Source organism: Cytophagaceae bacterium ABcell3 (assembly GCA_030913385.1).
Classification (GTDB): domain Bacteria; phylum Bacteroidota; class Bacteroidia; order Cytophagales; family Cytophagaceae; genus ABcell3.
In genome coordinates, this window is sequence record CP133159.1 from 1,824,090 (window position 1) to 1,849,350 (window position 25,261).

The 25,261-nt window shown below is 38.7% G+C and carries 22 protein-coding genes; 14 read left to right on the top strand and 8 right to left on the bottom strand.

All coding sequences use genetic code 11. The features are described from left to right. The first annotated feature begins 196 nt into the window (after positions 1-196). The 3 genes from RCC89_07450 to RCC89_07460 all read left to right on the top strand — a co-directional run bounded on the left by RCC89_07450 (position 197) and on the right by RCC89_07460 (position 3,626). Positions 197-715, top strand: coding sequence for a transposase (locus tag RCC89_07450; protein ID WMJ72995.1), 519 nt, complete (start codon positions 197-199; stop codon positions 713-715). Between the two features lie 211 nt (positions 716-926). Next, positions 927-2,945 (top strand): AMP-binding protein, encoded by a 2,019-nt coding sequence (locus RCC89_07455; GenBank protein WMJ72996.1) that lies wholly within the window; start codon positions 927-929, stop codon positions 2,943-2,945. Positions 2,946-3,089: 144 nt separating this feature from the next. After that, positions 3,090-3,626, top strand: coding sequence for a thioredoxin family protein (locus tag RCC89_07460; protein ID WMJ72997.1), 537 nt, complete (start codon positions 3,090-3,092; stop codon positions 3,624-3,626). Positions 3,627-3,698: 72 nt separating this feature from the next. Here the strand turns inward: RCC89_07460 and RCC89_07465 are convergent, their stop codons facing one another. Continuing rightward, positions 3,699-4,349 (bottom strand): flavodoxin family protein, encoded by a 651-nt coding sequence (locus RCC89_07465; protein WMJ72998.1) that lies wholly within the window; start codon positions 4,347-4,349, stop codon positions 3,699-3,701. A gap of 171 nt (positions 4,350-4,520) precedes the next feature. On the opposite strand from RCC89_07465, the gene RCC89_07470 reads away from it, so the two are divergent. After that, a complete protein-coding gene (locus RCC89_07470; protein ID WMJ72999.1) occupies positions 4,521-6,851 on the top strand; it encodes an ATP-binding protein in 2,331 nt (776 codons plus the stop codon). Between the two features lie 26 nt (positions 6,852-6,877). Here the strand turns inward: RCC89_07470 and RCC89_07475 are convergent, their stop codons facing one another. The 3 genes from RCC89_07475 to RCC89_07485 are packed head-to-tail and all read right to left on the bottom strand — an operon-like array spanning position 6,878 to position 7,881. Next, positions 6,878-7,069: a hypothetical protein gene (locus tag RCC89_07475; protein ID WMJ73000.1), complete on the bottom strand. Its 192-nt coding sequence runs from the start codon at positions 7,067-7,069 to the stop codon at positions 6,878-6,880. Then, the gene (locus RCC89_07480; protein ID WMJ73001.1) at positions 7,041-7,580 is read right to left on the bottom strand and encodes a DsbA family protein; all 540 of its coding nucleotides are present in this window, start codon (positions 7,578-7,580) and stop codon (positions 7,041-7,043) included. The genes RCC89_07475 and RCC89_07480 overlap by 29 nt, the downstream gene beginning before the upstream one ends. A 1-nt stretch (position 7,581) precedes the next feature. Continuing rightward, positions 7,582-7,881, bottom strand: coding sequence for a hypothetical protein (locus tag RCC89_07485; protein WMJ73002.1), 300 nt, complete (start codon positions 7,879-7,881; stop codon positions 7,582-7,584). A gap of 337 nt (positions 7,882-8,218) precedes the next feature. Between RCC89_07485 and RCC89_07490 the strand changes: the two genes are divergently transcribed. Together RCC89_07490 and RCC89_07495 are read left to right on the top strand one after the other, a co-directional pair. Then, on the top strand, positions 8,219-9,406 hold the full coding sequence (locus RCC89_07490) for a hypothetical protein (protein ID WMJ73003.1): 1,188 nt from the start codon (positions 8,219-8,221) through the stop codon (positions 9,404-9,406). A 333-nt stretch (positions 9,407-9,739) separates the two neighbouring features. After that, entirely contained in the window at positions 9,740-9,982 is a 243-nt protein-coding gene (locus RCC89_07495; protein WMJ73004.1) for a hypothetical protein, read from the top strand. 270 nt (positions 9,983-10,252) lie between these two features. Here the strand turns inward: RCC89_07495 and RCC89_07500 are convergent, their stop codons facing one another. Next, a complete protein-coding gene (locus tag RCC89_07500) occupies positions 10,253-12,052 on the bottom strand; it encodes a chloride channel protein (GenBank protein ID WMJ73005.1) in 1,800 nt (599 codons plus the stop codon). A 181-nt stretch (positions 12,053-12,233) separates the two neighbouring features. Between RCC89_07500 and RCC89_07505 the strand changes: the two genes are divergently transcribed. The 8 genes from RCC89_07505 (at position 12,234) to RCC89_07540 (ending at position 20,989) form a co-directional block, all read left to right on the top strand. Continuing rightward, positions 12,234-12,980, top strand: a complete 747-nt coding sequence (locus tag RCC89_07505; GenBank protein WMJ73006.1) for an acyl-CoA desaturase — start codon at positions 12,234-12,236, stop codon at positions 12,978-12,980. 305 nt (positions 12,981-13,285) lie between these two features. After that, positions 13,286-13,948, top strand: coding sequence for an NADPH-dependent FMN reductase (locus RCC89_07510; GenBank protein ID WMJ73007.1), 663 nt, complete (start codon positions 13,286-13,288; stop codon positions 13,946-13,948). A 41-nt stretch (positions 13,949-13,989) separates the two neighbouring features. Next, complete coding sequence (locus RCC89_07515; GenBank protein WMJ73008.1) at positions 13,990-14,907, top strand: DUF5996 family protein; 918 nt, start codon at positions 13,990-13,992, stop codon at positions 14,905-14,907. A 306-nt stretch (positions 14,908-15,213) separates the two neighbouring features. Beyond that, positions 15,214-15,876, top strand: a complete 663-nt coding sequence (locus RCC89_07520) for a class I SAM-dependent methyltransferase (protein ID WMJ73009.1) — start codon at positions 15,214-15,216, stop codon at positions 15,874-15,876. A gap of 595 nt (positions 15,877-16,471) precedes the next feature. After that, entirely contained in the window at positions 16,472-17,443 is a 972-nt protein-coding gene (locus RCC89_07525) for a YpdA family putative bacillithiol disulfide reductase (protein ID WMJ73010.1), read from the top strand. Between the two features lie 149 nt (positions 17,444-17,592). Further along, on the top strand, positions 17,593-19,245 hold the full coding sequence (locus tag RCC89_07530) for an AMP-binding protein (GenBank protein ID WMJ73011.1): 1,653 nt from the start codon (positions 17,593-17,595) through the stop codon (positions 19,243-19,245). 76 nt (positions 19,246-19,321) lie between these two features. Next, on the top strand, positions 19,322-20,116 hold the full coding sequence (locus RCC89_07535; GenBank protein WMJ73012.1) for an alpha/beta hydrolase: 795 nt from the start codon (positions 19,322-19,324) through the stop codon (positions 20,114-20,116). Between the two features lie 417 nt (positions 20,117-20,533). Next, on the top strand, positions 20,534-20,989 hold the full coding sequence (locus RCC89_07540) for a UPF0158 family protein (GenBank protein WMJ73013.1): 456 nt from the start codon (positions 20,534-20,536) through the stop codon (positions 20,987-20,989). A gap of 53 nt (positions 20,990-21,042) precedes the next feature. Here RCC89_07540 and RCC89_07545 read toward each other — a convergent pair whose 3' ends face one another. Genes RCC89_07545 through RCC89_07555 form a run of 3 tightly spaced genes read right to left on the bottom strand, consistent with a single transcriptional unit; the run spans position 21,043 to position 25,258 of the window. Then, positions 21,043-23,436: a glycosyl hydrolase family 65 protein gene (locus RCC89_07545; GenBank protein ID WMJ73014.1), complete on the bottom strand. Its 2,394-nt coding sequence runs from the start codon at positions 23,434-23,436 to the stop codon at positions 21,043-21,045. A 2-nt stretch (positions 23,437-23,438) separates the two neighbouring features. Next, complete coding sequence (locus RCC89_07550; protein WMJ73015.1) at positions 23,439-24,188, bottom strand: beta-phosphoglucomutase family hydrolase; 750 nt, start codon at positions 24,186-24,188, stop codon at positions 23,439-23,441. Next, positions 24,188-25,258 (bottom strand): class I fructose-bisphosphate aldolase, encoded by a 1,071-nt coding sequence (locus RCC89_07555; GenBank protein WMJ73016.1) that lies wholly within the window; start codon positions 25,256-25,258, stop codon positions 24,188-24,190. The genes RCC89_07550 and RCC89_07555 overlap by 1 nt, the downstream gene beginning before the upstream one ends. Positions 25,259-25,261 lie beyond the last annotated feature (3 nt).

Below are 25,261 nucleotides of genomic sequence, written 5' to 3' on the forward strand. Positions count from 1 at the left end.
AATAATATGTTTAAAGGGTAAGTCCCCCCCCCTCGTTGTTGGTGTTTCACCAACAACTACTATAGTTGTTTTATATGCAGTATCTGTGAGATATTGGCAAAGTAAGTTATTGTATATTCAATATTTGCGATAAATGGCTTTAGTTTATATTTTAGGTAAAAACTTCTTCCAATGAATGATGCTTTAAAAGATGAACATGAAAAAATTGTTTATTTTTACCGCTTCAGTATATAAATGGAAACTCCTTCTTAAACCAGACAAATACAAACAAATTATCATTGATAGTTTAAAATATTTGTCAGATAATGGACAGGTGAAGGTATATGCGTTTGTAATTATGCCTAATCACCTTCATTTGCTTTGGAAGGTTGCCCCACTGTGTAAATTAGAGGATGTTCAGAGGAATTTTCTAAAATTCACTGGGCAAATGATTAAATTTGATTTAGCAAAAAATCACCTTAATGTATTAGAGCATTTTCGTGTTGATTTGAAAGATCGAAAGTACCAATTTTGGCAAAGAAATTCATTAAGTAAGTATCTTAGCTCTAGAAAGGTTATTGAACAGAAACTGGACTATATACATAATAATCCTGTACAGGGGAAATGGCGGTTAGCACTTGGCCCGTTGAATTATTATTTTTCGTCTATGAGGTTTTATGAAGAAGGTAAGGATGATTTCGGTTTTTTAACTCATTATATGTCATTCTTTGAGTGAAAATATGAATGTTAGGTGTGGGGGAGTTTAGGTGGCTTGTTGGTGAAAACACCAACAAGGGGAGGGGAAGTATGTATTGATAAACAAGTCAATTAATAATATGTTTAAAGGGTAAGTTTTCCTATAAAGCACGGCCCAATATTTTTTTTGGTCATTTTTATTCATAGATTGATTTTTCCGTATATGTATTTAGAATTATTTTTTTGACAATATGAAAAATGCTGTAAATGTACTGACACCTCAGCTTGCATTTGAATACTTTAAGGTGGCTGGCAAAGGGACTACTGAAGAGAAAGCGAATTTATGGAAGAAAATTGCTGCTCAAGTAGGAGGAAAAGCTGATTTTGAATCTTTGTGCCATATTTACCTTCAAATATTTGCCAGTGAAGAGGTGCCTATAGCTTGGGTGCCTGATGAAAGTACAGTAGAGCGTTCTAATATTGCCCGCTTGATGCATGGTTTAGATATCCCTACCTATAAGAAACTGCACCAGTGGTCGGTTGAAAACCGTGAAGCCTTCTGGGAGCGGACCATTAATTTCTTGGATATAAAATTTTCTAAACCTTTTACCAAAGTCATGGACTTGAGCAAGGGGGTAGAAAATCCTGAATGGCTTTCGGGGGCTACTTTAAATATAGTAGAAAGCTGCCTTCAAGGACGAAAAGAACAAGACGCTATAGTTTATGCATTAGAAGGTGCTGCCAATATTGAACGGGTAACTTACGAAGCATTAGGTAAAAAAGTCAAGCAATTTGCTTCAGGGCTGGAAAGTGTAGGTTTTCAGAAAGGAGACCGTATTGTCTTGTATATCCCATTATGTATGGAAGCGGTGGTAGCCTATTTGGGTATTATCAAAGCCGGAATGGTGGTGGTTTCTGTGGCAGATAGTTTTTCTGCTACTGAATTGCGTAAAAGGATTGAAATGACAGATGCTTCAGGTGTTGTTTGTTGTGATGGCTATACCTATGGTGGCCGATATCTTGACGTTATCTCCCGGGTACGTGAAGCGGTACCTGAAAAATTAATTTTCTGCCGGTTAGCAGGGGAAGACGAGAAGAAATCCGGGGAAATGTATTTTGAAGAACTACTTGGCAATGATGCATTTCAAGCAGTAGAAGCTAAACCTGACGATTTGATCAATATTTTGTTTTCGTCAGGTACGACCAAAGAGCCTAAAGCTATTCCGTGGACACACCTGACACCTATCAAATGTGCTTCTGATGGCTTTTATCATCAAGACATCAAACCTGAAGATGTGGTGACTTGGACTACTGGTATGGGTTGGATGATGGCTCCATGGCTTATTTTTGCCACTTTAATTAATAAAGCCACTATGGCTATTTATACAGGTGCAGCTACTGGTGAAGACTATGCATCATTTGTAAAAGAAGCAAGAGTCTCTGTGCTGGGCACTATACCTTCTGTGGTCAAAGCGTGGCGTGCTAAAGACTTTCATAAAAAAGTAGATTGGAAAGTTCGCTTGTGGAGTTCTACAGGCGAGCCTTCCAATCCGGAAGATTACTTTTATTTGATGTATTTGAGCGGCTTCAAAGCTCCTATAGTGGAGTATTGTGGTGGTACAGAAATTGGAGGTGCTTACATCACTGGCACTGTAGTTCAACCGGCATCGCCATCGGTATTTACTACACCTGCACTCGGGTTAGATTTTTACCTTCTTGATCAGCAGGGGAAACCAGTAGGGGAAGGCGTGGCAGGAGAAGTGTTTATCGTGCCACCTTCTATAGGGCTTACCCAAAAACTGCTTAACCGGGACCATCATGAAGAATATTATCAGCATGTGCCTGCTGGTCCGAATGGTGAGGCTTTGAGGAAACATGGAGATGCTTTTGAAGTCCATGAAGAAATGGGGGTTGAGTTCTTTAAAAGTTCAGGAAGGGTAGATGATGCCATGAACTTAGGCGGTATCAAAATAAGTGCGGTGGAAATTGAAGAGGTGCTGAATAAGCATGAAGATGTATTTGAATGTGCTGCTGTGGCTATTGCTGGTGCTGGGGGAGGGCCTGAAAAACTGGTTGTTTATGTCAAGCCTTTGGTGAAAAATATAGATTTGAATATATTGAAAAAAGAAATGCAGGATAAACTGTCCAAGGAGCTAAACCCACTTTTTAGAATTTTTGATGTTGTAAAAACAGAAAATCTCCCAAGAACGGCTTCGAATAAGTTAATGAGAAGGGTGTTGCGAAACCGATATCTTGATCGGCAAAAGTAATAATGTTTAGATGTTTCTTGGATGGTTCGGGAGCAATATGAATGCTGTTATGAGGTTTCAGTTGGATTTGTGGGGCAGCTTTTTTAAATTTTAGGATTGTTAATATTTTATTTTTGATTTATTATGGCACAAACTCCTTCAAATATGGTTCCCTTGGGATCTCAAGCCCCAGACTTTTCGCTTCCTGATACAGTAACGGGCAAGGAATTTACACTGCAAGATTTAAAATCTGATAAGGCTACAGTAATCATGTTCATCTGTAACCATTGTCCATTCGTTAAGCACATCAATCATGAATTGGTCCGGCTGGCCAAAGATTATATTCCCAAAGGTGTTTCTGTTATTGCTATTAGCTCCAACGATGTCAAAAACTACCCAGATGATGCACCGGACAAAATGAAAATACATGCTGAAAAGGAAGGGTACCCTTTCCCTTATTTGTATGATGAAACGCAAAAGGTAGCCAAAGCTTACGATGCCGCTTGTACCCCTGACTTTTATATTTATGATGGTAGCTTAAACCTGGCTTACCGTGGGCAACTGGATGATTCAAGACCAAAAAGCGATGTGCCGGTAACAGGGAAAGATATTAGAGCTGCTTTAGATGCCATGCTTGCTGGAAATCCTGTTTCATCCGAGCAGAAGCCAAGTGTAGGGTGCAATATCAAATGGTTGGTTTAATCAGCAATATTTTTAGATAATTACTAGCCCCTAAGTTCACTAAGGTAGAGCTTGGGGCTATGTTTCGTTTTACTAACTTTCTTTTTGGGCTGCTTCGTAAAGTGTGTTTAGGTTGTTAGGGTTGGGGTGCTGTTTAAGCAATTGCGCATACCAAAAAGTATTATGCACCAAAAAATGGCAAGTTTTATTGGTATATAAATGTTTAGCGCCTCCTTCTTTTATGTAGCTTTCGCCAGGACCTGCCTCGCCCACCCAGTAGCAGTCTGAGTTTGGCGGAATGGTGCAACCCAAGTGCATCATGTTGAACAATGTTTGGGAAGCGACCATGTGGGCGCCATCTTCATTGCCTGTTATAATTGTGCCTGCTACTTTATTATAAAGTGGGTACTGACCATTGTCTTTATTTGCTTGGGTGTAAGAGCCGTCAAGCCTCTCCATGAGTTGCTGTACCAGAGAGGAGCGATTGCCAAACCAAATGGGCGAACCTACAATGAGAATATCTGCTTCTTTAATTTTATTATAAATCAAGGGGAACTCATCTTTTTCATCAACTTTTTCCGGAACTATCCCTAGGCTTATATGATAATCAGCTAAGCGCAAGATTTCTGTTTGGGCTCCTAATGAGTTAAATATTGCTTCTGCTTTTTTGATTAAAGCTTCTGTATTAGAGGTCTCAGGAGTTTTCTTTAAAGTACAATTAAGAAATAAGGTCTTTATACGCATAAGTTTCCTGGTTTTAATAGTATGGTTAATGGTTTAGCACGATTTTTGTTTGGAATAATGTAAGGCAGAAGCTATTTTTTTGTAAGTTTCTTAAATATTTTTATTTATTTTTATACGAAACTTTTTTTGTTAGGTATTTTAAATCCGGAAAAAGGCAGGTATGGGTGAAATATGAATTTAGCACTAGACAATAATGATCTAGAATCATTACTTAAAAAATTTTCCGAAACAACTACAAATAAGGACTTATTTGCGTTGCTCGATGAGGCTTTTCTTAAAAACAAGATAAAGTATAACCTGTATACAATTGTTGCCAAGCAGTTTTTACTGCTACATGGTCACTTAGAAGATGAATCGGCAAACCTTCAGGAGATTTACTCTGAAGAAGAATGCAAAAGCCATTTCACATTTAATAGACGTCATTTTTACCCTGTTGTAAAGCATGGACAGCTTATTGCCATGTTTCAGGTTCCAGAACTCCAAAGTCAAGATCAGAAAAAATTTATAGAAACACTTTCTTACTTAACCGCCATGAATCTTATTTTGGGGCCGGAAGAAGTGGTTTTTGACTTTAAGGAACTTGTTGAGTATGCCAATGAGTGGATTTATACCAATACCCCTGAAGGTTACTTCAAATACTTTAACCCTATTACACTACAGCGTATGGGGTATAGCTATGAAGAAGTTATAGAAAAGCATTTTTCTGAGCTTATTAGGCCAGACTACCGTGAGGAAGTGATAGAATTTTACGCTCGACAGTTTAAAAATAAAATTTCCTCTACTTATAAGGAATTTCCTGTCATGACTAAATCTGGTGAGTCTATTTGGGTGGGGCAGAATGTGGTTATGGTGAAGGAAGGGAACCGGGTTAAAGGATTCCAAACATATGCAAGGGACATTACCCAACGGAAAATTGCACAGGAAGAGTTGTTGAAGTCCATTGAGATAGCCAAAGAATCTACTCGGGCAAAAGAACAGTTCATTTCTGTAATGAGCCATGAGATCAGGACGCCTATGAATGCGGTGGTGGGAATGACAAACCTATTGCTGGACAGCAAGCCTACCAAAGAACAAAAAGAACTCTTGCAGGCCTTAAAAGTATCTGCCGACAATCTGCTCATTATTATTAATGATATTCTAGACCTTTCAAAGTTGAATTCTGGCAAGATGACTTTGGAAGAGACTGACTTCAGTTTAGGGACGTTGCTTGATAATATTTATAAAACTTACCAATTTAAGGCTAAGGAAAAGGGTATTGAGTTTAAAGTAAAAATAGACAAAAAGGTGCCTCTTTATTTAAAAGGAGACCCTTTAAGGTTAAACCAAATTTTCTTAAACCTGGTCTCTAACGCCTTTAAATTTACTGACAAAGGCTCTATAGAAATACATTGTGGGCTAATAGAAAAAGACAAAGAAACTTGTAGGTTGGTTTTTGCTGTTGTGGATACTGGAAAAGGAATTTCTGAAGAAAGCCTTGATCTTATCTTTGAGAGCTTTTCGCAAGAAAGCTCAGAAACAGCCAGAAAGTATGGAGGCTCTGGTTTGGGATTGACTATTACCAAAAAGCTGGTAGAGCAAATGGGCGGTGCTATAACAGTCAAAAGCAAGACTGGAATGGGGGCGAAGTTTCTCTTTGATATTGACTTTAAGATCGGTAAGAAAGTTAAGGTTGAAAATACATTAAACAAGTTTGGAAAAGATAATGACCTTAGCGGATTTAAAGTCTTGATGGCGGAAGATAACCTGATGAACCAGAAGGTAGCCGATAAATTCTTTAAGAAGTTTAAGCTAGAGGCAGATATCGTTGCCAATGGGGAGGAAGCTGTTTCGGTCACAGAAGAAAAGCTTTATGACGCCATACTTATGGATCTTCAAATGCCCGAAATGGACGGGTATGAAGCAGCGCACCATATTAGGCATGATTATAAGAACAAAAACAATAAAACACCAATAATAGCTTTAACAGCAGCTTCTCTTTCAGAGGTGAAGAATAAAGCATTAAAAGCGGGAATCAATGATTTTATTATAAAGCCTTTTGATCCTGAAATGTTTTTTCTAAAAATCCGACAGTATACAATGAAAGAAGGCAATGCTTCGGTTGTTCAAGAACCGGAAGCAGTATATGAAACTGAAAATACTAATATGGCCAGTATAGTTGATTTGAATTATTTGAAAGAAGCATCAGGAGGAAATGTGGGCTTTGTGAAGGAGATGATGGAGATTTTCCTTAGGCAAACACCTGGAGCTATTGCCGAAGCTAAGGTGCTTTTAGAGAAAGAGGACTGGGCAAAGTTTAGGAAGGTGATACACAAGGTAAAGCCAACCATTACTATGATGGGCATTTCTCAATTAACAGAGGATGTAAAAGCGGTAGAAGATATTGCTAAAACATCGAAAGACTACTCTTTGGCTGCGCCCCTTATTCAAAAGATAGAAAGCATTTGTACAGATGCTTATGATGAATTGTCAGAGGAGTTAAAGAAGTTGGAAAAGCAAAAGTGATGTAAATGGTAACCCCTAAACTATTACTACTTTCTTAGCTGCTTGTCCAGTGCTTTTTGTATTTTCTTGTATTTGGTCCATCCAGTGGTGATAATGTGATAATCACCTTCTCCTTTCTTTAGGATTAGGGTAGGGAACCCTGAAATACCAGATTCATTTACAAGCTCAAATTCGGCTTCGGTTTTTTCTTTAAAAAAGTGCTGTGTTGAATTTGTCAAAAAACACTTCTTCTTCTAAACGGTGTTTCTGAGCAAGCATGGTATAGGTGCTGTCATCATTCGGGGACATACCTTCGTGGAATATAGCCTCTTGTAAGCTTATGGCATATTCAAAGGCAATATCGCTGTTCATCTCTTTTACTACAGATACTGCTATGGATGGAGGCAAAGAGCTATAGCTGTTTTTGCTGTCCTTTAGCAGTTGTATGTATTTTTCTCCAAACGGGACACCGCTTTTCTTTTCTACCTGACCAAGCGCTTGAGTTATATATGCTACAGCTTCTTCTGGCAGAGGTTTGTCGCTGGTAGAAAGTCCACCACTCATTATCCTGAAAGTTACTTTATCTTTATAATCGTTCTGTAGTTGCTGAATAGCAGGTGAAAAACCATAACACCAGCCGCACAAAGGGTCAAAGACATATATGAGCTCTGGTTTGTCTTCTTCTTCTAAGGGCTTAAAACCTGTAAAAACGCACAAAACCAATAAAGAAAATAAAGCCTTAATTTTCATATCAATTTAAGGAAAACGGAGGGATGTCCGTGTTTTTAAAGGTGTTAAAAAGAGATAGTTGGTGAATCGAGTACTTGAAATAGGAAAGTAGCGGGAAGTCTACTAATAGGTCAACGATTTCTTCTTCGGAATCGCCTACTGCAATAATCCAGGCTTTGCTTTGGTCAAGGGAAAGACTCCAGGATACAATTAACTCCTCTTCCATTAAGTCGTCGATCATTTCAATCTGCTCTGGAACTTTCTCATTAAAACCTTCATCATAGTACTGAGGAAGGGTAATATCTATCATGTAATGCTTCATAAAATCTGGTTTTATATAGAATTTTCCATTTTTTAGGAAAAGCCTTAATGGTAAATATAATAATATCTTTGGTTTTCACCCATATCATATTTTAAGAACCTGCTAAAGTGATAGCGTATTTTGTCCTTTGTTTGTCCGTTCTTGGAACCTAAAGTTAATGTGGCAAGAAATGCCATGTTTTTTATTGAACGGTTAATGTCGTAGATGGTTATGAGAGGTTTGGTTTTCCTCTATAACGGCAGAATACCTGATTTATATTATATGCTTTGCTTCCTTTTGTCCTTTTGGATTAAAATTTATTTTATTAACTTTATAAAGTTCAATTAATTGCGGAGTTATGAGGGGTGCTTTCCTTTGTATTCTTTTGGTGGTTTGGAGTGCTTGGTCGGCTTTTGGACAGGAAGTTTTGCTGGGCCGCAATGGGTATATTGAATATCGGCCAGGGAGCTTGCCGTTAATTATTTCTGCACCACATGGTGGATATTTAGAACCTGAAGAAATTCCAGATAGATCCTGTAGTGGCTGCGTGCATACAACTGATTTGTATACCGAAGAATTAGCCTATCAACTTGATAGTGCTATTTTTGACTTGTTTGGGTGCCGACCTCATCTGATTATCAATAAACTCAATAGAAGCAAGCTTGATGCCAACCGTGATAAAGCGGAGGCCGCTGACGGTAATCAATATGCCGAACAGGCGTGGGAAGAGTTTCATGCATTTACCGAACAAGCCAAAGAGCAAGTGGTAGAGCAATATGGAAAAGGGCTTTATCTTGACCTACATGGCCATGGGCATATTAAACAAAGGTTGGAATTAGGATATTTACTTACCGCTGCCAATCTGAGGCTCTCTGATGAGCAGCTGGATGAGCGAGATTTTGTAAATAATAGCAGTATTAAGCACCTTGTCTTGGAAAATGATTCAGAGAAGTCTTTTTCAGAAGTACTTAGGGGTGAGGATAGCTTCGGTGGATTTTATGAGGAATATGGTTACTCAGCAGTGCCTTCTCCAGATGACCCTGCTCCTGCTTTGTTGGATTTTTACTTTTCAGGTGGTTATAATACTCGTAAGCATGGCTCTTTAAATGGTGGTAACATAGATGCCATACAAATTGAGTGTAATATGCGCGGGGTCAGGGATTCTTACAAGAACCGCAAAGCTTTTAGTATTGCCTCTGCCGAAGTGATCCAAAGATTTTTTGATAAGCATTACTCTTTCTCAGGTAATGGCGTAGATGTGTGTGAAAGTATTTTGTCTGCTTCAGAAGCCCCAAAAGCTGCACCTTTGCGTGTCTATCCTGTTCCTGTAACAGGAGGTAGTAGGCTCTGGATTAACCGGGAGTGTCATACCATCGACTCATTTAAAATGGTAGACGTTTTTGGAAAGGTCGTTTCTCTAAAGCCTGAAACTGTTGCATCAGGCGGCAATTGTGCATTTGTAGTCCCTGTAGAGTTTTCAGGCCTTTACTTTCTTCATATAGCATCGTCAGTGGGGGAAGAGGTGCAAAAGGTCATGGTGGAGTAGGGTAAGAATAAATAATTCTTTTTCCGAAATATTTAGCCTAAATGGAGTGATTGAGGCGGTATTTTTTTTGTCTATTATTATGTAGTTTGGCCTTTTGGTTTTGGAGGAAGTGTAGTGTGTGTTGCTTCTGATAATACATGAAAGGGAGTAGGGGAGACTATTGCTTTTGATGACTTTTATCATTTATCTGCAAATGGAATAAATTGTTCTTGTTTCTTACATTTAGATACTTTTCTTTTGCAGAGTAAATGGAACTAATTTACAAGTTGTTGCCTTAGGGTTACATAAAGGAAAAAAAACGAACAAACTTAAACTGAAAAAATAAAAATTACCATGACTGCTGAAAAGTATTTCTATGTACAGGATGGAAAAGTCCTGACCGGCCTTGATGACCTTGTTAACTGTATGCCTGAAATTTCTGAGGAAGCGTTTGCTCATCATGTAAATAAAGAAAAAAACGATTTTTATAACTGGGTATCAGAAGTTATAGGAGATCAGGAATTTGCCAATTCTATTAAAAAAGTTAAGACCAAGAACGGTTTTCTTAAAAAGATCAAGGCACTTACAACAGCGTAATATCTGCTGTGAAACTTTTGGAAATAGAATCCGGGCATATTGTTCGGATTTTTTTATATCAGACTACCTTTGTTTTCCAGTCTTAGTTTCTAGGAGGTTCTAATACCATCCTGATGTAAGAGGAGGGTGTTTGATCCTGCTACCTGCCCTGCCTTTTTGTGGCATTGTAATGCAAATTAATGAACTGAGATTATATTCTCGGGGTGCTGTTACTTGTTTGTTTTGCAAGTTTTAACAACTTTTGATGGCCGCCCAGGTGATTCCACATTTCTATAAACTACTTAAAGGTTCGCTTTCTTTGATTAATAGGTTTCTATAAGTAGTAAAGATATTTGATTTAGAAATAAATCCTTTGTATACCCCTTTTTCGGTTACCGGGATGTTGAAAACATGGTAGTCTTCAAACTTTCGGACAACATTGACCATTTCTTCTCCTATTTCTACTACCGGAAAGCTTTTTTCCATGATCTGGTAAACATGTATTTTATCGTACATGTCTGTTTTGAACATAATCTCTCTGATTTGATTAAGGCTTAGTAAGCCAACGAGGATGTCCTTTTCATCAAGTACCGGAAATATATTCCTTTTTGATTTTGATATGACAGGGATTATTTCTCCTAAACATTGGTTAGGTTTTACTGGTAAAAAATCTTTTTCCAATGTTCTTCTGAGCCCCATTTTTCTTAGAACAGCCTTGTCTTTGTCCTTGTCCGTAAGGACGCCTTTTTCTGCAAGCTTTTTCGTGTAGACTGTATGTGGTTCAAAAAATCTGGCAGTGAAATATGCCAGGGCCGAAACGATCATTAAGGGGGCAAAAAGAACATAACCACCTGTAATTTCTGCAATAAGAAAAATAGCAGTAAGTGGGGCATGCACGACACCGCTAAGTATACCTGCCATACCTGTTGCTATAAAATTGGTTTCATTGAAGCTGACAATCCCTGTCAGGTTTGCACTGTAAACACAAAAGAAACCACACAACGCTCCTGTCATTAGTGAAGTTGCAAAAATGCCGCCATTTCCTCCGCAGGCAATGGTAATAGAAGTTGCAAAGACTTTAACTAATATAAGCACTCCTCCAAACAGCAGGAGGAACCATGGGTAGTTTTTAAGGTCGTAAAAAAGGCTGTTGTCCAGCAGGTTTTCATACCGGCCGTTTAATAAATGATCTATTGTACCGTAACCTTCTCCATACAATGGGGGGAGTATAAAGATTAATGCACCTAATACAAAACCGCCAGCTATAGCTTTCTTCCAAATACTTTTGTTTTTTCCTATCCATTCTTCGGTCTTATGGGTCATTCTGGTAATATAGACTGAAACCAGGCCGCAAAATATCCCCAGAACAATGTATAGTGGAACAGATTCAGGCTCCCAGCCATCAGTGATTAAATGAAAAAGTTGCTGGTTGTGTAACGCTCTTGATAAGACGGCGGCAGTGGCAGAAGAAATAATAAGGGGGATGAAGGCTGAAACTGTCATTTCTGGGAGCAAAACTTCAACGGCAAAAATTACACCGGCAATGGGGGAGTTGAAAATGGCAGATACTCCCGCCGCAGTGCCACAAGCTAATAGTAATATTCGCTCTCTGTTGCTTAATCCTAGAAAAGTGGCGGACACTGAGCCAATGGCCGAGCCTGTCACTGCAATGGGGGCTTCCAGACCTGCAGATCCTCCAAAGCCAACAGTGAGCGCACTTGATATTATGTGTGAATATGTCTTGTCTCTGTGTACCCTGCCATTTTTTCTGGCAATAGAGTATAATATGTTGCTTAGTCCACGGCCGAGTTTCCCATTGCGGAAAAATTGAACATAACATGTCGTCAGTAAAATGCCTATGGCAGGAAAGATGAAAAAAACATAGTTTTCATTGCTGGTATCGCCAAAACCAGCGGCCAATCCTTCTATAAAATGCACCAGTGATTTTAAAAAAACTGCGGCCAGACCTGCTATAATACCTACAATTATACTTGCCAGAATAAGGAAATTCTTATTACTAATATTTCGGGTTCGCCATGCTATGAGTTGCATGGGCAGGTGGTAAAAACGTTTTCTTAAATAGCTTTTCATTATTATAAAGCTAATATAACTAAATCTTACGGTCAAAGAATAGGATTTTGTAATTCTTTTATTTTGCACCTAAGATCGTGTTTCTGCCATACAATGATATTTATCAGTTCTTCTGCTGACAGTTGGCATTAAGTGTGTTTGAGCATAGCCTTAATTTTGGCAATTAAAAATATTAGGTTAAATGGCAATTCTTATTTTCTTTGTAGCTCACTGGTATCTTTCATTGTTTGCTCAAACATTTTTTCTCCACAGATATGCTGCCCATCAGATGTTTACGATGAACAGGTTTTGGGAGAAGGTATTTTATATTATGACATTCATTTTCCAGGGTTCCTCATTTCTAAGCCCTCGTGCTTATGGTATTATGCATCGCCTGCACCATGCTTATGCTGATACAGAAAAAGACCCTCATTCTCCAAAATATTCAGCTAACTTGATGGATATGATGGTGAAAACTAAGAATATTTATAATGATATCCTCAAAGACAAAGCTAACGTTGATGAGAAGTTTAAAAAGAATATACCTAACTGGGATGTTATGGAAAAGCTTGGAGATAACTGGTATATTAGAATTGCTTGGGGGACATTGTATGTGTTGTTTTATGTACAGTTTGCTACTGCATGGTGGATGTTCCTGCTTTTGCCCATTCATTTTCTAATGGGGCCTGTTCACGGTGCTATTATCAACTGGTTTGCACATAAATATGGGTATATCAATTTTAAAGTGAATGATACGGCCAAAAACCTTTTGCCTTTTGATTTTCTGATGATGGGGGAGGGGTACCATAATAACCATCATAAACTAGGAGGAAGGGCCAATTTTGGAGTGAAATGGCATGAGTTTGATCCTGCCTATCCTGTCATTCTGCTCTTTAACCTGCTCGGGATAGTGAAGCTGAAGCGGAATAATGACTTAAATTATATGTGACCAGAAACGGCGTCTAAAAATAAAAGGCTAGAAACTACTTCTGGTCTTTTTTTATTTATGTGTTATTGGTAAAGGAGAAAAGGAAATCTTGGTTGCCAAGGAACTTCTTACATGGGCTGCCCCGCTCTTGTACCTTGTAGCAGTTATCAAAAGAGTGGTTGAAAATGGCTATGGCCTTCAAACATAATGCTTGGCATTATAAAACATCCTGTTTATTTATTACTTTTTTCTAGCAAAAGAATACAAACAAATGCAGGTAAGGTCGGTTCTTTTAAATTAAATGTCATGCTTTTTGTAAGTGAAAAATGGATAAAGGAAAAACAAACATTCCGGATAGCTCTGTTAAAGTTCTCATATTTGCAGGGTCTCTTAAAAATAACTCAATTAACAAGAAACTGGCAAGTTTGGCAGCTTTTATTGTAGAGAGAAATGGTGGTATAGTGGATTTTGCCGACTTAAGCGAATTTGATTGCCCTTCGTATAACCAGGATTTAGAGGTTGACGAGTTTCCTCAAGGCGCCAAAGCTTTGTTGGGCCGGCTTAATGCAAATGATGCATTTATGATAAGTAGTCCTGAGTATAATTTTTCAATGCCAGGTGTATTAAAAAATATTATAGATTGGGTATCTCGGTTTCGCCCTCAACCTTTCAATGAAAAGCATGGCTTGTTGATGTCCGCTTCACCTTCTATGGCTGGAGGGAATAGGGGACTTTGGTCTTTGAGGATTCCATTAGAGCATTTAGGGGGACATATTTATCCGCATATGTTTTCTTTAGCCTTAGCTCATGAGGCTTTTAGTGATAACGGAAGCCGGCTTAATAATGAGACATTGCAAATACGGTTTGAGGAAAATATTATTGCTTTCTTAAACTTGGTAGAAGCTGCCAAACATTATCCGTGCATGAAAAAACATTGGGTTGAGTTTCTTGGGGAGAAACCTGAAAATAGTATTGACAGGGCTGAGTAATAAACATTCTCAATGCCAAAAGACTTTAACTTAATCTTGATATGAGCAAAACATTAGCTTGGCCGGAATTGCCTTATGGCGCAGGGCAAAAAACCTATGAGACCATACACATGTGGACACAAATTATTGGAAAGGTCAAGTTGAAGTGTATGCCTTGGGTAAACCATTCTTGGCATGTAGCTTTACAATTTACACCTTCAGGTCTTTCTACCGGGCTACTTTCAAAAGGAAATAAATCTTTTGAAATAAGTTTGGACTTTTTGAAGCATGAGGCTTATGTTATGGATAGTGACTGTCAAAGGGTCTTCTTTAGTCTGAAGGGGCTTTCGGTTGCAGGTTTCTACAATAAAATTTTTGAGAGCTTAAAATTATTTAATATTGATGTTGTTATTAATAAATTTCCCAATGAAGTAATTAACCCCATAGCATTTCAGGAGGATCATGTTCATAATACATACGTGCCGGGAGTGGCTGAAGCTTTACATAAAGCTATTTTAAGAAGCTTTCCCGTTTTTTCTCAATTTAGGGCGGAGTTTGTAGGGAAATGTAGCCCTTTGCATTTTTTCTGGGGAAGCTTTGATGTAGCTTTTTCACGTTTCTCAGGTCGTTTGGCACCTGATCATCCCGGAGGCATTCCTAATCTGCCTGACTGGGTCGTTCAAGAAGCTTACTCTCATGAGGTTTTTAGTTCTGGTTTTTGGCCCGGAAGTGAATCTTTTCCCCATGCTGCATTTTATTCCTATATTTATCCTGAGCCATCAGGGTTTAAAGATATTAACTTGCAAACTGATTCAGCTTTTTACCATGATGGGCTAAAAGAATTTGTCTTACCATATGAAGAAGTTCGTCGGGCATCAGATCCTTCTGGCTTAATATTGGATTTCTTGCATAGTTCTTACAATGCAGCGGCGGATCTTGCAAATTGGGATAGGAAAGCATTGGAAAAAAAAATGACATAGATTTATTGGTTATTAGTAGGTTGTAGGTTCTTTATTTTCTTAAAGTTTTGATGTTGTTAGGTGTGGTAGGGTTTATCATATGTATAGTATCTAAGGTTGCATACTTGGTATACAAGTATTTTTTTGTAATAAAATATTTTAATAATCAATTTCTTTGAGCGTAAAGCTTAAATTTGAGCCTTTAGCTTTTTTGATAGAGGAACGATTCTGTGAAACGGTAACAAATCGTTAAACCTTAAGGCACACGTGGCTATGATGCTAGGTGATAAGCCAAATTATTTTTGTAATTCATGATGAATAATTGATATGACAGACCAACCTGATCCAAAAGAAATAGCGGCTCTATTAAGAAAACCGGAAGGGGAAAAAGGATTAAAGATGGCGGAGTTGCTAAACGATACTAACCGGTATATTACCGAGTTTACCTATTTAAATGTAAATCCTAAAAACAAGCAGACAATTCTGGAGATAGGCTTTGGCAATGGTAAACTTATGCCAGAACTACTATCAAAAGCCGAAGGTTTGAAGTTAATTGGTGTGGACTTTTCTGAAGATATGGTAGCTGAAGGAAAAAGAATTTTGTGTCAATATATAGAAAACGGTGAAATTGAGTTGTATGAAGCAAGTGTTGAAAGCCTGCCTTTTAGAGAAGAGAGCTTTGATTCCGTGTGTAGCATTAATACATTGTATTTTTGGCCTGACCCTGTTAGTAATGTTCAAGAAATACTGAGAGTGTTAAAGCCAGGCGCAAAAGTTTATTTAGGAATTAGACCCAAAGAGGAAGCAGAGAAGCTTCCGGCCACTAAATATGGCTTTCAGCTATACAGTAAAGATGAAGCTATGGGGCTTTTGGAACAAGCAGGTTTTGAAAATGTGGAACTCATGGAGCAGACTGATCTGCCAGTGCAATTTAATGGAGAAAGCAAGATTTTAAGAAGCTGGGTCTTTATAGGGCAAAAGCCAGTATGATTTTTAGAAAATAAGGGCTGGGTATTATAACAACCATTATAAACTCGGAGGAAGATCCAATTTGGTGTGAAATGGTATGAGTTAGATCCTGTTTATCCTGTTGTTCTGCTTTTTACCTGCTCTGGACCGTGAAGCTGAAGCGGAACAATGGCTTAAACGATATGTAACCCAACGGTGAAAGGCCAGAAACTGCTTCCGGCTTTTTTTTGTGCTATTGGTAAATGTGGGCGAAATTTGATTTCATCATTTATAATAATGAGGCTTCAATAGGCTTCATGTTTGCTCTGAGAACTGAAGATAGGCGACTTTGGCCTCTGCCAAGCTTATATTATTGTAGACTTTATCTGATATAGTTGGTTTACAGTCTGTTAGTTTTGAGAATTTGATGGAGCTATTGCTCTAGAGGGGAAGATAAAAAAAAGCGACTCTTGAAGGAGCCGCTCTAGATATGCTTCGTAAAGGTGGATTTTGCTACCGCATACCCAAAGTTTTAAAAAATAATTCTTTTCATGGTTTGGTTATTAAGAAGGTTCTGCATTTATTTTGTTATATATACCAGAATAGTTAAAAAAGTAACCGGAAAATTTATAAAAAATTGGGATTTCAATATGTAGATGTTTTTATTATAGGTGCAGGGCCTATTGGCTTGGCTTGCGGGATCGAAGCTTCAAAAGCAGGTCTTTCTTATGTGGTGGTGGACAAAGGGTGTCTTGTGAACTCTTTATACAATTACCCTTTGAACATGACTTTTTTTTCAACTTCTGAGAAGTTGGAAATAGGAGGGGTACCTTTTGTCAGCCATCATCCTAAGCCCAACCGGGGAGAGGCCTTGGAGTATTATCGTCGGGTGGCCATGACTTCTAACCTTAATGTCAAGCTCTACGAGGAAGTGATTAGTGCAGAAAAAGTGGAGCAAACTTTTGAAATAAATACTGCCAAGGGGCAATATCGTGCATCTAAGTTAATTGTGGCTACCGGATTTTATGATATTCCGTGTATGTTGGGAGTAGAGGGGGAGCAGTTGCCTAAAGTGCATCATTATTATAGAGAGCCTCACCCTTACTTTGGACAAAAGCTTGTAGTGATAGGTGCGGCCAATTCTGCGGTAGATGTTGCCTTGGAAACCTACCGTAAAGGTGCTGATGTGACTATGGTTGTTCGTGATCGGATGATCAGTGATCGGGTCAAGTATTGGGTAAAACCTGATATTGAAAACCGTATCAAGGAAGGTGCTGTCAAAGCTTACTTTAACTCTTCATTAATAAAAATTACTGAAAGGGAGGTGGAAATTCAAACACCCAACGGTATAGAAACGATCTCAAACGATTATGTTTTGGCTATGACTGGATATAAACCTGATTTTTCTTTGCTTAATCGTTTAGGAATTAATATTTTGGACAGCCAATACCAGGTGCCTGAATATGATCCAGTGACAATGGAAACTAATCAGGCAGGGCTGTATTTGGCTGGGGTTATATGTGGCGGATTGCAAACACATAAGTGGTTTATTGAAAATTCAAGGGTTCATGCTGAAATGATAATCAATCACATCAGAAAAGTAATGTGAAAATGATGATTATAGGTTATCCTTTTTTTTATTTGTTACGTATATTTTTAAAGTTTTATTACATATAAAAACTGTACAATTTTCTCAATAAATACGTTTGAGAAATACTGTATCTGGTTTAAAGCATTTTTAACACTAAAGCTACCACCATGGCAACAAAAACTTGGCTTAAAAATTATCCTAAAGGGGTTAGTGATGAAATTAATCCTGATAATAACGAATCAGTTCTCGAATTTTACGAAGACTGCATTGATAAATATAAAGATATGCCTGCCTATGTGAACATGGGCAAAACCTTGACCTTCCGTCAGGTAGATGAATATGCAACTTCTTTTGCGGCATATATCCAAAACAAAACCAACTTAAAGAAAGGCGACCGTATAGCCATTCAGATGCCTAACTTGCTGCAATTTCCGATAGCGATGTTTGGTGCTATTAAGGCGGGTTTGGTAGTGGTCAACACCAACCCTCTATATACTGAGCGGGAAATGGAACATCAGTTTAAAGATGCTAAAATTAAAGGTATTGTCATTTTGTCAAATTTTGCCAGTAAACTTGAGGCAATTAAGAAAAATACGGGAATAGAAACTGTTATTGTCGCAAATATTGGTGATATGCTTGGTTTTAAAGGGTATATCGTGAATTTTGTGGTTAAGAATATCAAAAAAATGGTGCCTCCTTACCACTTAGATGGTGCAATAAGCTTTAAAGAGGTGTTGAACCAGGGCAAGGGGCAAAGCTATTCCAGGCCAAAATTGACAGGTTCAGATATTTGTTATTTGCAATACACAGGGGGAACCACTGGTATTTCAAAAGGGGCTATGCTTACCCATAGAAATATTCTGGCCAACATGGAGCAGATTTACGAGTGGTTTAAACCGGTATTGAGGGATAAACAAGAAACTGTAATAACAGCGCTTCCATTGTACCACATTTTTGCATTAACCGCAAACTGTTTGGCAATGCTTAAATATGGGGCCAAAAATGTACTTATCACAAACCCTCGGGATATGCCAGCTTTTATAAAAGAGCTGAAAAAAACACCGTTTACACTGATGACCGGGGTTAATACATTGTTTAATGGCCTTCTGAATCAACCTGATTTTCATAATGTAGACTTTTCTAATTTTAAACTTGCCGTAGGTGGTGGTATGGCAGTTCAAAAAGCTGTTGCAGAAAGGTGGGAAAAGGTAACAGGAACAAAATTAGCGGAAGGCTATGGACTTACGGAAACTTCCCCTGTGGTAGCTTGTAACCCTGTAGATGGAACAATGAAAATCGGCTCTATTGGTTTGCCGCTGCCATCTACCGAGTTGAAAATTATGGATGATGATGGAAACGAAGTGCCGGTCAATGAGCCGGGAGAAATTTGGGTCAAAGGACCTCAGGTAATGGCTGGGTATTGGGAGAAACCTGAAGATACTAAGAATGTTATGGAAGGAGAGTGGCTGAAAACCGGGGATGTGGGCACTGTAAATGAAGAAGGGTTCTTCCGGATTGTCGACAGAAAAAAGGAGATGATTTTAGTATCAGGGTTCAATGTATATCCAAATGAAGTAGAAGATGTAATTGGCCAGCATCCTAAAGTTTTGGAAGTAGGGGTAAAGGGCATGCCTGATGAAAAAACTACGGAAGCTGTAAAGGCTTTTGTGGTAAAGAAAGATCCATCTTTGACAGCAGATGAACTTAAAGCGCATTGTAAGAAAAGCCTCACTAGTTATAAAGTGCCTAAGGAAATTGTATTCCGGGATGAATTACCTAAATCCAATGTTGGTAAAATCCTCAGGCGCTTAATGGAATAAGCTTTCAAGAACTTTAAGCCTCTTAACGGAGGCTTTTTTTTTGCCCTGTCTGTTTTACAACTTAAATAACGTCGGTATGAAAACTGTTTATTGGGTAAAAGGTCATGGAATGCCTGTAATTTTTATTCATGGGGCATTTGTAGATTCTTCTATGTGGGATAGGCAAGTAAGTTACTTTTCTAAGAATTATAAAGTTATTACCTATGATTTGAGGGGGCATGGAAAAACGCAAGGGAAGGCAGGTGAATATTCTTTTGACGCTTATGTGCAGGATCTGGATAGTTTGATAGACAAAACTTGCGCTGGCCAAAAACCGGTAATCTGTGGATTGTCTTTAGGAGGGATGATTGCTCAAGCTTATGCCGCAAGGTATTCGGACAAAATTAGTGGACTAATTGTCGCAGACTCTGCTGTTACCCTGACACTAACATGGTGGGATCGGATAATGAAGCTGCTATTCCCTGAATGGGTCATGGTTTTGTCTTTACGGATGACAGGGGTCAAGTCATTTAGCCGTTTATCCTTTTTTCTGGGCAAAATTACCCGTGGAAGAAAGTGGTTAGGCAAAGAGCATACCTATAAATACATTAACAAACAGATGTTAATGCAAGAAAAAGAAGCATGGATCAATACTTACCGGGTAATTTACGCTTTCCGAAAGCAGAAACTGTTTAATATAAGCGTGCCGACATTGGTGATAATAGGGGAGTATGAACCTGCTTCTTTGTATAAGCATGCAGAGGTGTTGAAACGTGAAATAAAGGATTGCCAAGTGCAGGTGATTTATGACAGTGGCCATATACCTTGCCTGGATCAGCCCGACCATTTCAATAAGGTGGTTGAGATTTTTTGTGAAAAAATACACAAATAAGTAAGGCTATGTTTTTCTTTTGGTGTGTATGTTCTGGTAGGACGAGGCTTTATGTCTTAAATTTGATAAAATTGTTATCGTTAATTTTAAGCCTGAAAGCACTTGCAGTATTTGCTGGGAGTATGGAAGGGTAATTAGCTATAAATGCTCTAAACCTTATTTTGTAGGTAAAACCATGTTTTGGTTCGGTGGTATAGGTGAATGAGACAGTTATATATTACATGATTTCTGTCATAGGAAAATTAATATTTCCATTTTTTACCCTAAAAAAACATGTAAAAGTTCTGTTTTCGTTTTAAAAGCTTCTTATATTAGAGGTTCCTTTTCCAAGTTACTTTACAATATATCCTAGGATTAGGAAGTTTTGAATTAAATTATTTGAGCCTATAAGGTCATTAACCACAAGTAAATTTTAGGATGAACAGAAAACTTATTGAATTAACTCCCCAGCAGATTAAAGTTATTGCCGAGGATATAGATTCCGGCTTCCAATGTTTCTACAACTTCAGAACTAAAGAAGCTAAAAGTTTTGTAAAACCACATGAGTTGTTTTCATCAGATTATTATATTGTCGATGGTGATTTGAAAGAAATAGAAGATAACCCTGAAAACTATTATGAATTTAGGACTGTGTCTTCTAGGGATATTTACATATTCATGGAAGAGTTTGCTGTGCATGTTTCAGATGAGGACTTGCAAGACAAGCTCTTGGATGCACTTAACATGCCAAAGCCTTTTAGGAACTTTAAAAGTGAGCTAGAGGAATATGATGTGTTTTATGACCAGTGGCAGGAATTCAAAAACAAGAAAATAATGAAGCATCTGGAAAAGCAGATTGAGGAAATCAATCTTGCTCTTGTAGAAGCTCGATAAAAAAGGTGAAGGTGAAAACGAGGAGTTGTCTTTATGACGCTCCTCGGTATTTCTTACTTTTCATTCAAAGCAATATTAGAGGTCTCACCAGTTCGCATGGTGAACTCTTTTCCCTTTACACATAGCTTAACTTCCCCTGCCCAGCCTTTTTCCAAGTGTATTTTCAGGTTGTCGTGAGATACCTCTAGGATAATCCAGTGGCCTCTGTACCTGATTCGCACTTTCAAATGGTCTAATTGGTCTGCAAGTCTTGGGTTTAGGTACAGTATATCATTCCTTACCTCAAGTCCGGTATAGCAGCGATGTACCATGTCTATCGTGCCTGCCATTGCGCCCAAGTGGATGCCTTCGTGGGTAGTACCTCCTTGTATGTCATGAATATCGCTATTTAATGCTTGCTTAAAACACTGCCAAGATCTTTCTCTGTCGGTTCTTGCTAGTACCCAGCTATGGATGTGACTACTTAGCGTAGAGCCGTGTGAGGTACGGCTGAGATAATAATCTACCATTTCTGGTATTTTTTTGACGTCTAGAGAATAACCTGCGTGTTCCATTAGCTCGTTTAGCTCTTCTTTTGAAAATAAAAAGAATAGCATGAGCACATCAGCCTGCTTGCTGGCTTTGTAATTGTCAGGTGTATCTCCCTCTGCCCCTAAGATTCTGTCTAACCTTTGTATATCGTCATATTTTTTTCGATAGCCTCTCCAGTCAAACTCTTCGAGTTTTTCATACCCTTCAAATTGGGATATTATGCCATTGTGAAATGGAATGAACATATTAGTGCTTACCTCATGCATCCTGTCTAGTTCTTCTTGGGTAATTTCAAGGGTGTCCATAAGTTCTTCTTGTCTTTCATGGTCAAGTACGTCAAGAACCTTAAAAGCACACTTAATACACCAAATGGCCATTATGTTAGTGTAGGCGTTGTTGTTTAGCCCTGCTTCTTTAGCGTTAGGGTATCTGGTATGGTACTCGTCCGGGCCTACTACCTTGTTGATTTCATATTTTTGTTTTTCGGTATTGTATGTTGCATAACTGCCCCAGAACCTGGCAATTTCCAAAATCATCTCTGCACCATAGAAGTACAAGAACTCTTTGTCTTCAGAAACCTGATAGTAGTGCCATGCATTGTAAGCAATGGCAGCGTTGACATGTCTTTGTAAATGTGTGTCGTCAGGAATCCATTCTCCTGATAAGGGGTTTAAGTGAACTTGCTGGCTTTCTTCTCTTCCGTCACTTCCACTTTGCCACGGGTACATGGCTCCTTTATATCCATATTTCTGCGCAATGTGTCGCGCTGCACCTAGTCGCCTGTAGCGGTAAAGCATAAGGTCCCTTGCAAGCTCGGGTATTCTGAGGTTAAGCAATGGAAAAATAAAAATCTCATCCCAAAAAATATGCCCTCTATAAGCTTCTCCGTGCAAGCCCCGCGATGGAAGGCCTACATCAAGGTCTATGGTATTGTTCGAAGCAACTTGCATCAGGTGGAAGATGTGAAACCGTAAGACTCTTTGGGCGTCTGGATTTCCGGAAATGTCAATATCTGCTCTGTTCCAATGTATTTTCCATGCTTTTTTATGCGCATTTAACAGTTGAGGAAAATTTCCTGTTTGGCGGATCTTTTCTCTGGCCGCAAGGCCTGTTTCTGCGATGGCAAAATCTTTTGAGGTAAATAAGGAAATAACTTTTTCCAAGCGGATGGTCTCGCCCCGTTGGCAGGATATCGTTAATTCTTGTCCTGAAAATCCTTCCTCGTTAAAATAGCTAACTTCTGGTTTTGTTTCTGTGTCGTTAATAAAGATTCTGTTTCTGGCGGCTTGTGCCATCCTAATCTTGCTGTTGTTGGTTTCAACATGCAAGAAAAAACCTTCTGAAAGCTCTCCTGAATTTAATATGTTCAGGTGCTTTGAACTAAGCGCTCTGTACCGGGCTACACCGTTGTTGGTGACACGGCCATCTATGGCTGATTTGAAATGTATTTTTCCAGACCAGTTATGGGGCGTTAATGTCCATTCTATGGCTGCCAAATGGGGATCAGCCATGCTTACTATTCTACGGGTAACTAGTGTGGTTTCCCTGTTGTCTACATCTACAAAAGTTATATTTCTGCTGAGGATGCCGTTCTTGAGATCGAGTTCTTGTAGGTAAGACTTTACTTTTACATCATTTAAATCAAGCCAGCTTCCTTCGGCTGGTTTAAATGTTAGATATAACCAGTTTGGCCAGTTGACTAAATCCTCGTTTTCAATAGTTCTTCCTGCTATTTCAGACTCTAGCCTGTTATAGCCTCCTGCAAGATAAGTCCCGTGATAGTGAGGCCAAGATGATTCACATTCTTCTGCTGCACCCCTAGTGGCAAAATATCCATTTCCTAGTGTACAAAGTGCTTCTCTCAGTGGTTCTTCTTCGGGATCTCTGTTGTCGTAGCTTATCTTCCAGTTACTCATGGTCAATCTGATATTTTTATTTCATTAAAGTTGTTTATGACAATGTCGGCACCTGCATTGTAGAGCATTTCATCTTTTCCTTCTCTGTCTACTCCTATGACGAGTTTGAACGCTCCAGCTTTTGCTGCTTTGATGCCTGAACTGGCATCTTCTGCTATGGCGGCTTGGGAAGATTTTACCTTTAGCGACTTTGCTGCATATAAAAAGATGTCTGGCGCAGGTTTCCCTTTGATATGCTCTTTGGCAGCAAGTTTTCCGTCTGCAATTATGTCAAATAGCTCTTTGATCCCTGCTTTCTCTACTATTTCTTCTGCATTTTTGCTTGCCGAAATGAGCCCTGTTTTGATGTTTTTGGATTTTAACTGTTTTATAAGGGCTATGGTGTCCTGAAATACCTCGGCCTGTTTTTGGTTAAGTATTTCTTTAAAATATTTATTTTTTTTATAGGCTAAGCTATGCACGGTCGGTCTCGAATTCCTCTCTTCAGAGGGTGAGCCATCAGGAAGGTTGATGTTCCTGGAGGCAATGAAATTTCTGATTCCGTCCAATCTGCTAATGCCATTGACAAGGTTGTAATAATCAGTCGGAGTGAATCTTTTTTTGTCAGGGTAATGGTTATCTAAAAAATTATTAAACAATTTTTTCCAAGCAGCCATGTGCAGGGTAGCTGTATCGGTAACTACCCCGTCCATGTCAAATATTACTGCATTGATTTCTTTTGCTGATATGGTTCGTTCTAATACTTCCTTCATCAGGCTATGGTTATGTTATGGTCAAGATAAACACCTTGGATGGAATTCAAAAGGTTTATGCCTTCTTTTAAAGGTCTTTGGAAGGCTTTTCTCCCTAGGATAAGACCTGTTCCTCCTGCTCTTTTGTTAATTACGGCTGTTTTTACTGCATCTTTTAGATCGCTTTCACCAGAAGAAGCTCCACCTGAGTTGATCATCCCGATTCTGCCCATATAACAATTCGCCAATTGATAGCGGCATAAATCTATGGGATGTTCAGAACTTAACTTGTCATACATATCAGGAACTTGCTTTCCAAATTTGATGGCCTTAAAACCTCCGTTTGTTTTGGCCATTTTTTGCTTGATAAAATCGGCTTGTATGGTAGCACCAATATGGTTGGCTTGTCCCGTGAGGTCTGCCGCAGTATGGTAATCCTGCCCGTTAGAGAATGCTTTATTTCTAGTATAACACCACAATATGGTGGCCATACCTAGTTCATGCGCATATTCAAAAGCTTCAGCCACTTCCTGCAATTGCCTGTTTGACTCTTCGCTTCCAAAGTATATTGTTGCGCCTACGGCTACAGCCCCTAAATTCCACGCTTCCTTGACGCTCCCAAACATAATTTGGTTATACTTGTTGGGATATGTTAAAAGTTCATTGTGGTTTATTTTTACTATAAAAGGTATTTTATGGGCATATTTCCTTGACAGCAAAGAAAGCCCCCCGAAAGTAGAGGCTACAGCATTGCAACCTCCCTCAATGGCTAATTTTACAATGTTTTCAGGGTCAAAATAAATAGGGTTAGGTGCAAAAGCACTTCCTGCGGAATGCTCTATTCCCTGATCTACTGGCAGAATAGATAAATAGCCGGTCATGCCCAGCCGTCCTGAATTGTACAATAGGGCCATGTTATTTAATACTTGCGCAGGGCGACTGCTATTTAGAAATACCCTGTCTATAAAGTCCGGCCCAGGTACATGAAGCTTTTCTTTAGGTACTGTGGTGCAAATATGCTCCAACAGGTAGGGTGCCTCATCTCTCAAGATGTCTTCCACTTTTTCTGAAATGCTGGTTATTGTTGTCATAGT

Bases quoted from the DNA above. Each gene is read 5' to 3' on its own strand.
- RCC89_07485 (WMJ73002.1), bottom strand. From the start codon at position 7,881: ATGAAGCATTACATGATAGATATTACCCTTCCTCAGTACTATGATGAA.
- RCC89_07460 (WMJ72997.1), top strand. From the start codon at position 3,090: ATGGTTCCCTTGGGATCTCAAGCCCCAGACTTTTCGCTTCCTGATACA.
- RCC89_07515 (WMJ73008.1), top strand. From the start codon at position 13,990: ATGAGCAAAACATTAGCTTGGCCGGAATTGCCTTATGGCGCAGGGCAA.
- RCC89_07530 (WMJ73011.1), top strand. From the start codon at position 17,593: ATGGCAACAAAAACTTGGCTTAAAAATTATCCTAAAGGGGTTAGTGAT.
- RCC89_07480 (WMJ73001.1), bottom strand. From the start codon at position 7,580: ATGAAAATTAAGGCTTTATTTTCTTTATTGGTTTTGTGCGTTTTTACA.
- RCC89_07540 (WMJ73013.1), top strand. From the start codon at position 20,534: ATGAACAGAAAACTTATTGAATTAACTCCCCAGCAGATTAAAGTTATT.
- RCC89_07450 (WMJ72995.1), top strand. From the start codon at position 197: ATGAAAAAATTGTTTATTTTTACCGCTTCAGTATATAAATGGAAACTC.
- RCC89_07505 (WMJ73006.1), top strand. From the start codon at position 12,234: ATGGCAATTCTTATTTTCTTTGTAGCTCACTGGTATCTTTCATTGTTT.
- RCC89_07490 (WMJ73003.1), top strand. From the start codon at position 8,219: ATGAGGGGTGCTTTCCTTTGTATTCTTTTGGTGGTTTGGAGTGCTTGG.
- RCC89_07550 (WMJ73015.1), bottom strand. From the start codon at position 24,188: ATGAAGGAAGTATTAGAACGAACCATATCAGCAAAAGAAATCAATGCA.
- RCC89_07465 (WMJ72998.1), bottom strand. From the start codon at position 4,349: ATGCGTATAAAGACCTTATTTCTTAATTGTACTTTAAAGAAAACTCCT.
- RCC89_07520 (WMJ73009.1), top strand. From the start codon at position 15,214: ATGACAGACCAACCTGATCCAAAAGAAATAGCGGCTCTATTAAGAAAA.
- RCC89_07555 (WMJ73016.1), bottom strand. From the start codon at position 25,258: ATGACAACAATAACCAGCATTTCAGAAAAAGTGGAAGACATCTTGAGA.
- RCC89_07500 (WMJ73005.1), bottom strand. From the start codon at position 12,052: ATGAAAAGCTATTTAAGAAAACGTTTTTACCACCTGCCCATGCAACTC.
- RCC89_07535 (WMJ73012.1), top strand. From the start codon at position 19,322: ATGAAAACTGTTTATTGGGTAAAAGGTCATGGAATGCCTGTAATTTTT.
- RCC89_07510 (WMJ73007.1), top strand. From the start codon at position 13,286: ATGGATAAAGGAAAAACAAACATTCCGGATAGCTCTGTTAAAGTTCTC.
- RCC89_07495 (WMJ73004.1), top strand. From the start codon at position 9,740: ATGACTGCTGAAAAGTATTTCTATGTACAGGATGGAAAAGTCCTGACC.
- RCC89_07455 (WMJ72996.1), top strand. From the start codon at position 927: ATGAAAAATGCTGTAAATGTACTGACACCTCAGCTTGCATTTGAATAC.
- RCC89_07470 (WMJ72999.1), top strand. From the start codon at position 4,521: ATGAATTTAGCACTAGACAATAATGATCTAGAATCATTACTTAAAAAA.
- RCC89_07545 (WMJ73014.1), bottom strand. From the start codon at position 23,436: ATGAGTAACTGGAAGATAAGCTACGACAACAGAGATCCCGAAGAAGAA.